The 15,286-nt window shown below is 31.1% G+C and carries 10 protein-coding genes; 7 read left to right on the top strand and 3 right to left on the bottom strand.

Annotated features, from left to right (window positions below; genetic code table 11):
* Position 1: 1 nt before the first annotated feature.
* Positions 2-781, bottom strand: coding sequence for a lipopolysaccharide kinase InaA family protein (locus B3R94_RS00500; protein ID WP_291097884.1), 780 nt, complete (start codon positions 779-781; stop codon positions 2-4).
* Positions 782-887: 106 nt separating this feature from the next.
* On the opposite strand from B3R94_RS00500, the gene B3R94_RS00495 reads away from it, so the two are divergent.
* The 7 genes from B3R94_RS00495 (at position 888) to B3R94_RS00465 (ending at position 12,674) form a co-directional block, all read left to right on the top strand.
* Positions 888-1,985: a glycosyltransferase family 4 protein gene (locus B3R94_RS00495; RefSeq protein WP_219034734.1), complete on the top strand. Its 1,098-nt coding sequence runs from the start codon at positions 888-890 to the stop codon at positions 1,983-1,985.
* A gap of 58 nt (positions 1,986-2,043) precedes the next feature.
* Complete coding sequence (locus tag B3R94_RS00490; RefSeq protein ID WP_221627900.1) at positions 2,044-2,601, top strand: L-threonylcarbamoyladenylate synthase; 558 nt, start codon at positions 2,044-2,046, stop codon at positions 2,599-2,601.
* 31 nt (positions 2,602-2,632) lie between these two features.
* Positions 2,633-4,054, top strand: a complete 1,422-nt coding sequence (locus B3R94_RS00485; protein ID WP_291097881.1) for a CCA tRNA nucleotidyltransferase — start codon at positions 2,633-2,635, stop codon at positions 4,052-4,054.
* Positions 4,055-4,057: 3 nt separating this feature from the next.
* Complete coding sequence (locus B3R94_RS00480; protein ID WP_038333549.1) at positions 4,058-4,570, top strand: IS1096 element passenger TnpR family protein; 513 nt, start codon at positions 4,058-4,060, stop codon at positions 4,568-4,570.
* Positions 4,571-4,721: 151 nt separating this feature from the next.
* On the top strand, positions 4,722-10,781 hold the full coding sequence (locus B3R94_RS00475) for an alpha-2-macroglobulin family protein (protein WP_291097879.1): 6,060 nt from the start codon (positions 4,722-4,724) through the stop codon (positions 10,779-10,781).
* Positions 10,782-10,910: 129 nt separating this feature from the next.
* The gene (locus tag B3R94_RS00470; RefSeq protein WP_291097876.1) at positions 10,911-11,543 is read left to right on the top strand and encodes a hypothetical protein; all 633 of its coding nucleotides are present in this window, start codon (positions 10,911-10,913) and stop codon (positions 11,541-11,543) included.
* Positions 11,544-11,573: 30 nt separating this feature from the next.
* Positions 11,574-12,674: a serine hydrolase domain-containing protein gene (locus tag B3R94_RS00465; RefSeq protein WP_291097873.1), complete on the top strand. Its 1,101-nt coding sequence runs from the start codon at positions 11,574-11,576 to the stop codon at positions 12,672-12,674.
* A gap of 56 nt (positions 12,675-12,730) precedes the next feature.
* Here the strand turns inward: B3R94_RS00465 and B3R94_RS00460 are convergent, their stop codons facing one another.
* Both B3R94_RS00460 and B3R94_RS00455 read right to left on the bottom strand, forming a co-directional pair.
* Positions 12,731-13,558 (bottom strand): DUF4197 domain-containing protein, encoded by an 828-nt coding sequence (locus tag B3R94_RS00460; RefSeq protein WP_291097870.1) that lies wholly within the window; start codon positions 13,556-13,558, stop codon positions 12,731-12,733.
* A gap of 54 nt (positions 13,559-13,612) precedes the next feature.
* Complete coding sequence (locus B3R94_RS00455) at positions 13,613-15,199, bottom strand: peptide chain release factor 3 (protein WP_038333563.1); 1,587 nt, start codon at positions 15,197-15,199, stop codon at positions 13,613-13,615.
* Positions 15,200-15,286 lie beyond the last annotated feature (87 nt).

Raw genomic sequence — 15,286 nt, 5'->3', positions numbered from 1 at the left:
ATTATTTTTTACCAATCATGGATTTTAATTTCTTTTTTCGAGCTTGTTTTGTCTGAAATTTTTGTTGGAATTCTTGCGTTTTATTCCACATAGCTTCAATAACTTCCTGTTCTGGTTTATTAATAAGTTTCGCATATTCTTTTCCCATAATTTCAATCATTTCCTTATGAGGAGTTAGACGAGAAAAGTTTTTCATTCGAATATCAAAACTCATTGAATTGTGAAAATTCATACGATTTAAATCAACTAAATAAAATTCATATTGATTTTCACCAACTTGCTTAATTAAAGTATTTCCAGGAGAATGATCTAAAAATTCAATTCCAGCTTCATGCAAATCAAATGTGAATTTTGTGAATTGTTTCAAGATTTCGTTTCGATTTTCCCAAGTTGGAATTTCAACTAATTCACGATAAGTTAAATCAGCTTCAACTAATTCACAGAAATAGTAACTATTATTAAAACTTATAGGAGTTTTATTTTCTACAAATGCAATAGGATATGGTGTCAAAAAACCTAAATCAATCAATCGTTTTGCATATTCATAAGATCGTTCTGCTTTTGATTTTCTAAAAAATCTATAAACAAATTTGTTAACAACATTAGGAATTTTGAATGATTTAATCGTAGCAATTTTACCCGACTCTAATTTCTTTTTCTTTATAGAGTTTCTCGTACCTTTTGCAATATAATCATCAATCAAATCAAAATTGTCAATAATAGATTTGATTTCATTTTTTGTAGTAGGAAATTGTTGGTTTACGACAATTTTTTGTGTCATTTTCTTGAATTCTTAATATTTAATATAGATTTTCTATATTTCATTTTAATCTGTCAAAGATATGTTTATTTTTGTGGAGAAAGCCTAACTATTTCTAAAAACAGATATGAGAATTTTAAATGTTACTTCTATTGAAGATTGGAGAGGAGGAGATGCTCAAATGTATACTATATATAATCTACTAAAAAAATATGATGAAATAGAACAATTTATATTATGTCCAGATACATCAATATTGTCTCAAAAATGTGAAGCTGATAAAGCGAGTTATTTTACTTATAATAAAAAAAGTAAAATTAAAAGTCTTATAAAACCAATACAACAAATTGTAAAGAATCAAAACATAGATGTTTTACATGTTCATGATTCAAGTGCATTATCTGCATCAATTTTAGCTAAAATTCTTAGTTGTAGGGATGTTAGGATTATCTATAGCCGTAAGAGAAATAATAGAATAAAGAACAATTTTTTTAGTAAACTAAAATATGATAATAAATATGTAGAAGAAATTGTTTGCGTTTCTAAAGCTGTAGAACAAATATATCATGATGTTAATGTAAGTCCTAATAAACTAGTTACAATTTATGATGCTATTGATGTTCAGAAGTTTTCAAATCAAATTTCAAAAAATATTATTCATAAAGAGTTGAATCTTTCTAATGAAACTAAGATTGTCGGAAATATTTGTTCTTTAACGAAACAGAAAGATGTAAAGACATTTATTGATTCTGCAAAGGTAATTATTGAAAATTATAACGAAGAAATTGCATTTGTAATAATTGGTGATGGAGTTTTAAAAGATGATTTGAAAGAGTATTCAGAATTAAAAGGATTAAATGACAAAGTCTATTTTTTAGGATTTAGAGATAATGTTGATGAATTATTACCAGAATTAGATGTTTTGTTAATAACTTCATTAACAGAGGGTTTACCATTGTCTATTTATGAAGCTTTCGCAAGTAGAGTACCTATTGTATCAACAAAAGCTGGTGGGATTTCCGAAGTTGTTAAAAATAATGAGACAGGTTTTGTATCTGAAATTAAAGATGTAGATGATTTAGCTAAAAAAGTAATATTAATCTTATTAAATGATGAGTTAAGGAATAATATTATTGAAAATGCATATCAATTAGTATCTACAAAGTTTGATTTAAAAAATTTAGAAGAAAATTATTTAAATTATTATAAAACTTTAAATCAATAATATTCTCATTTCAACTTTCCTACAATACCTTTGCACTCAAATTTATAAAACAAATAAAATGTCAGATATAAACGAAATTGTAGCCAAACTAAAACAAGGAGAAACAATGCTTTATCCAACAGATACAATTCTTGGATTGGGTTGTGATGCGAAGAATGAGGCTGCAATCGAAAAAATTTATCAGATAAAAAATCGCCCTTCATCAAAATCGTTGATTATTTTAGTTGACTCACCACGCATGTTACAAAATATTGTTGAGGTGCCAGAATTAGCTTGGGATTTGATTGATTTGAATGAAAAACCTCTTACAATTATTTACGATAATCCAAAAGGTTTACCACAATCGTTAGTTGCAGAAGACAATACAATTGCTATTCGATTAACAGACGATTTGTTTTGTAAGAAAATCATAGGGAAATTAGGTGGACCAATTGTGTCTACATCGGCTAATTTATCAGGAGAACCTTCTCCAAAAGTGTTTTCGGAAGTTAATCCTACTATTTTAGAGCGTGTTGACTTTTATCCAGACGAGACAAAAACCTTTGTGCCTCAGTTTACTGCATCAACGATAATTAAATTAGGTCTAGATAACGAAGTAAAAGTTATTAGAGAGTAGTTTTTTATTTCAAAACATATACTTTTGCAGAATGAAAATCTTAGAAGCCGTATCAAATCCAATTTTTAAAAATGTAGCAGAAGTTGCTGATGAAATCAATCAAGAAACTTATGTAGTTGGTGGATTTGTACGCGATTATTTATTGAATCGTGGTCAGAAAAAAGACATCGATTTTGTAACAGTAGGAAATGGAATTTTATTGGCTAAAGAATTAGCTAATAAATTAGGACATACATCACAAGTTTCAGTTTTTAAACGTTTTGGAACAGCAATGTTCAAATATAAAGACACAGATTTGGAATTTGTAGGTGCACGAAAAGAGAGTTATTCAGAAGATAGTCGAAAACCACATGTAGAAGACGGAACGTTGGAAGATGACCAAAAACGTCGTGATTTTACAATCAATACATTGGCAATTTCGATGAATAAAGAGAATTTCGGTGAATTAATTGATCCTTTCAATGGAGTTGAAGATTTGAATAATAAAATCATCAAAACTCCTTTAGAGCCGAATGTTACCTATTCTGATGATCCTTTACGCATGATGCGTGCGATTCGTTTTGCAGCTCAATTGGATTTTGAAATAGAAAAAAAATCTTTTCAGGCAATAATTGATAATGCTGAACGTATTAATATCGTATCTTTTGAACGCGTAATGGATGAGTTTCAAAAAATTATGATGACGGATAAACCTTCGGTCGGATTATTGTTATTGGAACAATCAGGATTAATGCAACATATTTTACCAGAATTGGTTGCATTAAAAGGAATTGAAGAGGTTGAAGGTCAAAAACATAAAGATAATTTTTATCATACATTAGAAGTCGTTGATAATATTTCTGTCAACACAGATAATGTTTGGTTGCGTTGGGCGGCGTTGTTGCACGATATTGGAAAAGCGGTTACTAAACGTTTTGATAAAAATGTAGGTTGGACATTTCATTCGCATGAATTTGTTGGATCAAAAATGGTATTAAAATTGTTCAGACGATTAAAATTACCATTAGGACCGCAAGTAAAATATGTTCAGAAGTTAGTCATGATGAGTTCTCGTCCAATTGCAGTTGTAACAGATGACGCAACAGATTCAGCTTTACGCAGATTATTGTTTGATGCTGGAGAAGATTTCGACGATTTAATTACGCTTTGCAAAGCTGATATTACAACAAAAAATGAACGTAAACAAAAACGTTTCAAACAAAATTTTGAAGTTGTAGAACAAAAAATAAAAGATGTTGAAGAACGTGATAAAGTACGTAATTTTCAACCACCAATTACAGGTGAACAAATAATGAAAATATTTGATATTCAACCAGGAAAAGAGATTGGAATCTTAAAAAATGCCATTAAAGAAGCAATTTTAGAAGGCGAAGTAGAAAATAATTATAATTCTGCATTAGAATTTGTAATTAATATGGGAAAAGATTTAAATTTGGAACCGAAAAATATTTAGAAAGTGATATATAAAATTCGTGTATTCCTTGATGCAAAAGAGGATGTTTTTAGAGACATAGAAATTAAAGAGAAGCAAACATTATTCACATTGTACAAAGGTATTATTAGTGCTTTTAGTTTACAAGGTGAGGAGTTGGCGTCGTTCTATGAAGTAGATGAAGATGGAAACCAAACAAAAGAAATTCCTTTAGAGGATATGTCTGATGATGGAACTGATGAAACAATGGCTGATTTTTATATCAAAGAAGCTTTTGCTAATCAAGGAGATCGTATGGCTTTTGTATATGATTTTATGGAAATGTGGACATTTGTGGCTGAATTAATTTCTGTAGAAGATAAACCAGCTGTTCTTAATTATCCATTAACGGTTTACCGTTTCGGTTCAATGCCTCTTAAAGCGCCTAAAAAAGACATGATGGTTGATTTAGACGATGAAGAAGATATTGATTTTGCAGAAGATGCTGAATTAAATGATTTACAAATCGACGAAGATTTAGACGTAGACGATTTATAAAAACTACAACTAATCAACTTATATATCAAAAAATCTGAATGGCAACATTCAGATTTTTTTTTGTGCTATATATCAACCATTTGATAATTTTTTTACTTCCAGAACCAACCATTTTTCCGTAACTTGCATCTACTGATAAAAGAAAGAATCTATGAAACAGCTACTGTTTTTATTATTAATTTTAACCAATTCGATGCTTATGGCTCAATCCCCAACGATTGATCAAAAGTGGAAAGAAATTGACCAGCAAATGCAAAATGGTCAATTCAAATCTATCCAACCAAAAATTGATGAACTTAAAACGTTATCAAAAAAGCAAAATAATCAACAAAGTTATCTGAAAGCTTTGTTTTATGAAGCAAAAATAAAAGTTGCAACTTCTGATGAAACAGATGATGTAAACTTCGTTTTTGATTTGTTTAAAAAGGATTTAGATGAAAAATCAATTGTAAATAATGCGATTGTTTATTCATATTTAGCTGAGTTATATCAATTGTATTACAACGAAAATCGTTGGAAAATCAATAGTCGTACAAATGTCGAAAATCAAGCTACAAATGATGTGAGATTTTGGACAGAAGATACTTTTAAGAAAACAATTAATGATTATTTTTCGAAATCAATTCAACCAAAAAATGAATTAATAAATGCAAAATCTCAAGATTATAAAATGATTTTGAATATTGCAAATGATAAGAAAAATGCGCAACAACAATTTGATTTAACGCCAACATTGTATGATGTTTTAGCAAGAAATTATATCAATTATCTGAATGAGAATGATGAAAAAGATAAAGCAAATCAATTGCTTTCTGATTTAGTTGAGATTAATAAACAAAAGAATAACGAAAATGCTGTTTTGTACAATGAATTGATTTTAATTGATTCAAACCGCGGTTCGACTTCGGTTCAAGAAATTATTAAACAAAAAGAATCTTTAGCAACAAAATATCCAAAAGCCTGGTATTCGTCTTATGTGTATGCAACTTTAGCGACAGATTATTATGGTTTGCAAGAAGATAAATTGGCGAACGTAAATAAGATTTTTGAACTACAACAAAAAGTTGCGAAGCTTTATCCAAATTCGGAGGAATTAGAGAATATAAATAATTTAGTTTCGAAGATAAAATCGCAAGAATTAAGTGTACAAGCAGAGCGATATATTAATGAAAATCAGAATACACCAATTCAATTAACGCATAAAAATTTGTCGCAAGTTTTTGTGAGAATTTTCGCTTATAATGAAGGTTTTGATGGAAAAGATAAAGTACAAGCGTTAAATGTTTACAACGAAAATAAAATTGCAGAAGCGCAAAAATTTCTGAATAGTTTACAAGTTGTTGATCAATATGCAATTGATGTTAAATCGTTTGAAGATTATCAAAATCATTCGACAATTGTTAAATTAAATCCACTAAAATCTGGTCGTTATATTGTCCTATTTTCGAATAATTCTGAATTCAGAATCAACACAAAAGACGATATTGATTATTTAGATGTAATGGTTTCGAAATATGCGATAAATTCTTTAAATGATAAATTGTCGGTTGTGAATCGTGAAACTGGAAAACCAGAAAGTAATGTTGCGGTTGAGTTTTCTAATTTGACAAATTATAATAAAAAGGAAACAAAAACTTTAACATCGGATAAAGATGGAATAATAACAATTCCTTCGGGCTGGAGAAATCTTCAATATCGTGTGAAAGACGAACATACTATTTATTCAACGTATTACTACGATTATGATCGTGATGATGAAGATGATGATTCTTCTGTCAAGATTTTCACAGATCGTGCGATTTATCGTCCTGGACAAACGGTTTATTTCAAAGGAATTTATTATTTATCGAAAGATAAAACTCGAAATATCATTCCAAATTCTAAATTGACGATTGCTTTATATGATGTTAACAATAAAGAGCTTTCTAAAATAGATTTAACAACTAATGAATTTGGATCTGTAAATGGAAGTTTTATTTTGCCAAGTTCTGCTTTAACAGGTAACTTTTCGATCAGAGCTATTAATGAAGACGGTTATTATTCATTCAAAGTGGAAGAATATAAACGTCCAAAATTCAAAGTAGAAATAGAGAAAAATAAAGGTGTTTATAGTTTAAACGACAAGGTAAAAGTAGAAGGAAAGGCGATTGCTTTTTCTGGTGCTAATATCGATAATGCTAAAGTTTCGTATCGTGTTTATCGTCAAGAAATTTTTACATTTTGGCCTTGGTATCGCTCAATTCCAGCAGGTCGTGGAGAACGAGAAGAAATTACGTTTGGAGATACAACAACAGATGCGGAAGGAAAATTTAACTTTGAATTTGTAGCAAAACCAGCTTCGGAGAAAAAGAAAGATGAGGTAAGAACCTACAATTATTTTATTGAAGTAAATGCAACAGATATCAATGGAGAAACGCAGTCTGAGTCTTCTTCGGTAAAAGTTGGTGATACGAGAATGTCGTTGAATGTGGCTGTTTCAGAGAAAACAAAAGCGGACGATTTGAAAGCTTTCAAAGTTGAAGTGAAAAACTTGAATGATGAAAAATTAGATGGAAAAGGACACGTCGAAATTTATTCGTTAAATGCACCAAAAGAAATAGTTCGTCGTCAAAAATTTACAACAGATTATAATATTTATTCGAAAGAAGAATTCAAAAAAATATTTCCGAATGAACCTTATGGTGACGAAATGAATCCAAAAACGTGGACAACAAATCAAAAGGTTTTCGAAAGTGATTTTGATACAAAAGTTTCAGATGAAATAAAATTCAATCAAGCGTCAAATTTAGAAGAGGGTTATTATGTCATCAAAGGTTTTGTGATGGATGGAACACAAAAAGTTGAGGTGGATAAATTGGTTTATGTTTCGAATGAAAAGAAAGCAAATGAAATCAAAACGCTTTTAGCAGTTTCGCCAAATCAATCAACTTATCAACCAAAAGATGTTGCAAAAATTGAATTCAAATCGGGTTCTAAAAATACATTTGTGTATTATGAAGTAGAGGCGAATCAAACAATTATTGAGAAAGGTTTCTTGGATTTGAGTAAAAAATCGGTTGTTGAAATTCCTATCAAAGAAGAATATCGTGGCGGAATTTATGTGAATTATGCGATGACGAAATTCAATGATGTGCAAACAGGAAGTCTTAATTTGGCAATTCCATTTACAAATAAACAACTGAAAGTGACGGCTGAAGTTTTACGTGATAAATTGACGCCAGGCGCAAAAGAAAAATGGCAATTAAAAATAGAAGGACCAAATAAAGACAAAGTTTCGGCTGAGGTTTTAGCAAGTATGTATGATGCTTCGTTGGATCAATTTGCGTCGAATTCTTTAGATTTTAATGTATATAATTTTACGAATTCAAGAAGAAATAATCCATTTAATCTCTATCAATTTTATTCAACAAATTCTTCACGCGCAATTTATTATCGTACAAATTATGATTTTTATGCAAGAGGATATGCAGGATTAGACCTTAATTTATTTGATTTTGGATTTAACCAATATCGTATGAATCGTAGGATGATGAAATCGGTAGCTGCGCCAAGTGCAAATGTAGAAAATGAGTTAGCGGGAAGTGTTGCAGGTATTCAAGTAGAAACTGCTGATGCTGAAGTTGCTTATGTAGCAAAATCTTCAAATTCAGGAGAAGCTCCAACTGTAATTAGAGGTAATGCTAATTACTATTTAGCAGATAATTCACTTGCACTTTATGTTATAGACGGAATCGTATATGATAAAATGCCAGAACTTAATCCAGATGATATTCAGTCTATGAATATATTGAAAGGAGGAGAAGCAACAGCTTTATATGGTGCAAGAGGAGCAAATGGAGTAGTGGTAATTACAACTAAAAAAGGAGCAAACGCAGCTTTAGATAATGTAAAAGCGCGTACAAATTTAAATGAAACAGCGTTCTTTTATCCAAATCTTAAAACAGATTCAAAAGGAAATGTAATTATAGAATTTACAACGCCAGAAAGTTTAACAGAGTGGAAATTCATGGCGATTGCGTATACACCAGACCTTAAAACAGGTTATTTAGAGCAAAATGTTCGCACCCAAAAAGACTTGATGGTTGTGCCAAATATGCCACGTTTTTTACGAGAAGGTGATCAAATTTCGGTTTCATCTAAGATTAATAATTTATCAGATAAAGTATTAAATGGTTCTGCGAAATTGATGTTGTTTGATGCGTTTACCAATCAACCAATTGATGCGCAATTTAAATTGATAAATGCAGTTCAGGATTTCTCTGTTGCGAAAGGAAGTTCGGATCAAGTGACGTGGACAATTGATGTTCCGAAAAATGTACAAGCGGTTGTTTATCGTGTGGTGGCTTCGGCTGGAGATTTTTCTGATGGAGAAGAATCGGCTTTACCAATTTTGACAAATCGCATGATGGTAACAGAAACGTTGCCGATTTATGTGAAAGAAGGTCAAAAGAAATCGTTCCAATTTGAGAATATGATGAACAATAAATTGACTTCTTTGGATAATTTCAAATTAACGTTTGAGATGACAACGAATCCGATTTGGTATGCGATTTTCTCGTTGCCTTATTTGCGCGAATATCCTTACGAATGTGCTGAGCAAGTGTTCTCGCGTTTATATGGAAATATGATTTCGGAGAAAGTGATTAATTCGAATCCAAAAATTAAAGCTGTTTTTGATGATTGGAACAAAAACGGTGAATTGAAATCGAAATTACAATTGAACCAAGACTTAAAAAACATCATTTTAGAAGAAACGCCTTGGGTAAAAAATGCGGAAAGCGAAGAAGAGCAAATGAAACAAATTGCGGTTTTATTCCAATTGAATCAAATGCAAACGGAAATGAAATCGGCTTTCCAAAAATTATCGGATAAACAACTCTCAAATGGTGGTTTCGCTTGGTTTGATGGCGGTCGTCCAAACGAATATATCACAACGCATATCGTTTCTGGTTTTGGAAATATGAAGAAAATGGACGTGAATTTCAAAGCATTTGAAATAGATGTAAATCCATTAATCAAAAAAGCAATTCAGTTTATTGATGATGAGAATTTAAAACGTTTCAAAGAGTTCAAAAAAGATCAAAAATCATTCAAGGATGTTACATATTCAGATGGTTTACATTATTTATATGCGCGTTCTTTCTTCTTAGAAGATTATCCGATGTCGAAAGAGTTGGAAGAAATGAAAACAGCGATGTTAAAGAATTTGAATGATACAAAACTTGATTTATCGTTGCAACAAAAAGCAATGGCTGCAATTGTGATGAATCGTTTCCAAATGCAATCTGCTGCTAAAATTGTTGTGAATTCAATCAAAGAAAAAGCAGTAGAATCGGATGAAATGGGTATGTATTGGAAAGAAAATCAACCGGGTTGGTTTTGGTATCAAGCGCCTGTAGAAACACAATCGTTGTTAATTGAAGCGTTTGATGAAGTTACAAAAGACGAGAAATCAGTAGAAGAAATGAAAGTTTGGTTATTGAAAAATCGTCAAACAAATCAATGGAATTCGACAAAAGCAACGACAAAAGCGGTTTATGCTTTAATGAATTTCGGGAAATCTTGGATAGATGCAGAGAAAGGAATTGAAGTGAAGATCGGAAATCAAAAAATTGATTTAGATAACAATACGCAATCTGGTTCGGGTTATGTAAAAACTTCTTGGAACAAAGAAGAAATTAAACCTGAAATGGGTAAAGTTGAAGTTTCGAAAACTTCTCCAGGTGTTGCTTGGGGAGCGATGTATTGGCAATATTTTGAAGATTTAGATAAAATAAAATCTGCCGAAACGGGAATCAAATTCAATAAGAAATTGTTTGTTAAATCGAATTCTGCAAATGGTCCAATTCTGAAAGAAATTACACCGTCAACACCAATAAAAGTGGGTGATATTGTAACTGTTCGATTAGAGATTTCGGTTGATCGTAACATGCAATTTGTACATATTAAAGATATGCGAGCAAGTGGTTTCGAGCCTGTGAATGTACTTTCTGGTTACAAATGGAAAGGAGAATTTGGGTATTACGAAAGTACGCGCGATGCAGCTACAAACTTCTTTTCGGATTATATGAGAAAAGGAACTTACGTTTTCGAATATGATTTGAAAGCGAATAATGCAGGTAATTTCTCAAACGGAATTACATCAATGCAGAATATGTATGCACCAGAATTGAGTGCGCAAAGCGAAGGAATTCGTGTTGAGATTAAATAATCAATTGAAATTAATAAATCTAAAAAGAGCTAGAGTAATCTTAGCTCTTTTTTTGCTTCCTGAGCCCGTTTTAGGATCTCACTAATATTTAATCAATTTTTATTTATCTTTAAAATCAAATAACATGAAATGAAGAAAATTTTATTCATTACATTTTTACTATTCACTTTAGTAAATTGTACTCAAAAATCTAATACAGATAATTTTCAGAATGAAGTTTATTCACAAATATTTCATGAAATTATAGATAGTTGCGTTGTAAATATTGAGCCAATAGAATTTCAAGAAAATGTTACTGAAAAAGAGAAAGATGATTACAATAATGAGATGTTAAAAATTAGAAATCAAAAAAGATTGATTGCTATTTATGATACTGTAAGTGGATATAGAAAAGATGATTTTGATGAAAATATATTTAAAAATTTTAGAACAAATTGGGTGAAATCTGATAGTTCAAATTTTGTGATTAACATCAATAATTCTAATATCAAAGCAAATAATACATTAATTAAAGCAAGTGAATTACCAAATTTAGAAAAGGCTTTTAAAGATTATAAGACTTGGGATGAATATGAAGATCTTAAAAATCTTGATGTAGAAATTAGTTTAAGAAGAATCTTTTTTAATGATATTAAAACAGTAGGTTTTTTGCAAATAGGCGTAATATGCGGGAAACTTTGTGGACAAGGTTATGATATATGGATTAAGAAAATAGATAATGAATGGAAAATTGTAAAAATTAAGCGGACTTGGATTTCATAAAAAACGATTTCAAAATAAATAATTTATTATATGAAGAAAACACTTCTACTCAGTATTATATTCATTCCATTTTTTGGAGTTGCGCAGCTGCAAACCATTTTTCAATCTAAAATAGATTCGATTTACGAGAAAAATAAAGATGCTGTTGGAATTATTGTTCATGTTGAAGCGCCAAAACAAAATATTTCGTGGAGTTATGCAAAAGGAGTTTCGGATATTAAAACGAATGAAATTTTAAAACATCAACAACCAGTTTTAATCGCAAGTAATACCAAACCTTATGTAGCTGCTGCAATTTTACGTTTGGTAGAAAAAGCTCAAGTTACACTCAATCAACCAATCAAGAATTTATTGTCTAAGAAGACTCGTCAATTGCTCGAAAAAGATGGTTATGATTTGAATACGATAACTGTCAAACGTTTGTTGTCTCATACTTCTGGAATACAGGATTATGTAGATGATGCTTATTTTGAATTAGTGAATCAGAGTCCGCAATATAAATGGACGAAGGCGGAACAAATCAAGCGTGCAATGGAAATTGGAAGTCCGCAAAAAGTTGGAGAAAAGTTTAGTTATGGTGATATCAATTATTTGCTTTTAGCAGAAATTATTGAGCAAAAAACGCATCAACCTTTTTATAAAGCAATACGAGATTTGTTAAAGTATAAAGAATTAGGTTTGACAAAAACATGGTTTATCGATTTGGAGAAATATCCGCAACAAACACTTCCACTTGCACATCAATATTCAGATAAATATAAGTGGGATTCGTATGATTTGAATCCATCTTGGGATTTGTACGGAGGTGGAGGAATAGCTTCGACGGCTAAAGAATCGGCTTTATTTTTTCAGTATTTGTTTGATGGCGAAATTATTCAGAATAAACAAATTTTGGATTCGATGTCGACCTATGTTTTACCTCCGGATCAATCTAAATATTGTTTAGGAATTTATCACTTTGATCTAGGTTTTAACGCTTATTATCACGGTGGTTGGTGGGGAACAGATGTTATTTATTCGCCAGAAACTAATGCAACAATTACAGTTTTTACTTTACAAAAAGGCTTTCAACATATTATTAATCCTTTTATTGGAAAAGAATTTCAGAAGTTGTTGTTGAAGAAGAGTTAACCAAAAAGACTCGCTACAATTTGTAGCGAGTCTTTTTTTTATTAAATAGAAGTATCTTACTTTTTACTATCTTGTGCTCCAAAAACCTGCTGTAACAATGATGTTGTACGCAATGCTTTATTTCCACGAATTCCTTCTTCTTTTTCTGCAACCATGTTAAACACACCATTTATTGTTTGTTGTGTTACATATGCATTCAGATTTGGATCAATTTGGTTTCCAGTTAACGTATTGTATTTTGTAATCAAATTATTCCAAACTTTATCCGCACCAACTTTTCCCAAAGAAGCTTCCACTTTTGGTTGAAAAGCCTTTGTTAAATCAGATGTTGTTTTTAGTTTTAAATAATTTGTAGCCGAATTATTTCCTCCTACTAAAATATCTTTCGCATCTGTAATAGTCATCGATGTTACTGCATTTACGAAAATAGGAGCAGCTTCAGAAACAGCATCTTCAGCAGCAGAATTCAATAGTTTGATTCCTTTATCTGCCAAACTTCCCATACCCAAAGAACGCAAAGTTTTTTCTACATTTTGTAATTCTTCTGGCATCAAGATTTTCGCAACTGAATTATTGTAAAAACCATTCTTTTGACCCAATGATTTTATTCCGTCCGTTAATCCTAATGACAAAGCTTCTTTCAATCCAGAAGCAACTGTTGCGTTAGATAATCCATTTAACTTTGTTAAAGATTCAGCAGAAATTGTTTTAGATTCAGTTGAACTATTTACAACTTTTACAGTTGAATTATTTTGCGTTGTCGGTTGAGTATTTACTTTTTCGACTTCTTTTTTTAATGTTCCAAAAATTGATTGTAAATCTTGTGCTTTTGCATTTACTACAAACGCTGAAATCAATGTTAAACTTAATATGATCTTTTTCATTAAGATTTTTTCTAAAAAATATTTTAGTCCTTAATTCAATTATCTGACCAAAATTTAAAACTCACTTACAAAATGCAATTTCACTGATGGAAATTTGTCTTGTGTCATTTGTATTGTAAAAGCAGAATCAGCTAAAAATACCAATTGATTGAATTTATCTCTTGCTAAATAACGTTGTTTAACACGTTTGAATTCTAAGAATTCTTCTGATTTTTCATCTTCAACCTCTACCCAACACGCTTTGTGAACAGAGAAAGGTTCGTACGTTGCTTTTGCACCATATTCGTGCTCCAAACGATATTGAATAACCTCGTATTGTAGCGCACCAACCGTTCCAATAACTTTACGATTATTCATTTCTAATGTAAATAACTGCGCAACACCTTCGTCCATTAATTGATCAATTCCTTTTTCTAATTGTTTTGCTTTCATTGGATCAGCATTGTTAATGTAACGGAAATGTTCTGGCGAGAAAGCTGGAATTCCTTTGAAAGAGAATTTTTCACCTTCTGTCAATGTATCACCAATTCTAAAGTTTCCTGTATCGTGTAAACCAACAATATCACCTGCAAAAGATTCGTCAACCACTTCTTTTTTATCAGCAAAGAAAGCATTTGGCGCAGCAAATTTCATGTTTTTACCTTGACGAACATGGAAGTAATTTGTGTTACGCTCAAATTTTCCAGAAACGATTTTGATAAACGCTAAACGGTCACGGTGCTTAGGATCCATATTTGCGTGAATTTTGAACACGAAGCCAGAAAATTTATTTTCGTAAGGTTCGACAATTCTCAAATCTGTTTCTTTAGATTGAGGCGTTGGAGCGATATCAACGAATGCGTCTAACAACTCGCGAACACCAAAATTATTAAGAGCAGAACCAAAAAATACAGGTTGTAAATTTCCGTCCATATATTCTTGCATATCAAATTCTGGATAAACTCCATCAATCAAATCAATCTCATTACGAAGATTTTCGGCGTAAGTTGTTCCAATTAATGTGTCTAAATCTGGACTTGATAAATCCTCAACTTTCGTTGTTTCAGAAATTTTTTGTTTATTATCTCCAGAAAAAATATTGATGTTTTTCTCCCAAATATTATAAATTCCTTTGAAAGTTGCTCCAATACCAATCGGCCAAGAAAGTGGTGTAACTTGTAAGTCTAGTTTTTGTTCTACTTCGTCCATTAAATCAAACGCATCTTTTCCTTCGCGGTCCATTTTGTTAATGAAAACCAACATCGGAATTTTGCGCATACGACAAACTTCTACCAATTTGATTGTTTGTTCCTCAACCCCTTTTGCAACGTCGATTACCACAATCGCAGAATCTACGGCAGTTAGGGTACGGAAAGTGTCTTCGGCGAAATCCTTGTGACCAGGCGTATCTAAGATATTAATCTTTTTTCCTTTATATTCGAATGCTAAAACTGAAGTAGCAACCGAAATACCACGTTGGCGTTCAATTTCCATAAAATCGGAAGTTGCTCCTTTTTTAATTTTGTTACTTTTTACGGCACCAGCTTCTTGAATTGCGCCTCCAAAAAGTAATAACTTCTCTGTTAAAGTTGTTTTACCAGCATCGGGATGGGCGATAATTCCAAAGGTTTTTCTTTTATTTATTTCTTGTTCTAAAGACATCTTAATCAAATTTTCAGGTTGCAAAGATAGTTTATCTCACGAAAATTAGAAACATTATGGTTGATAGAATATTCTAAAGTAAATTGC

Source organism: Empedobacter sp. UBA7611 (assembly GCF_002484365.1).
Lineage (GTDB): Bacteria > Bacteroidota > Bacteroidia > Flavobacteriales > Weeksellaceae > Empedobacter > Empedobacter falsenii_B.
This window is presented reverse-complemented; position numbering and strand designations above follow the sequence as displayed.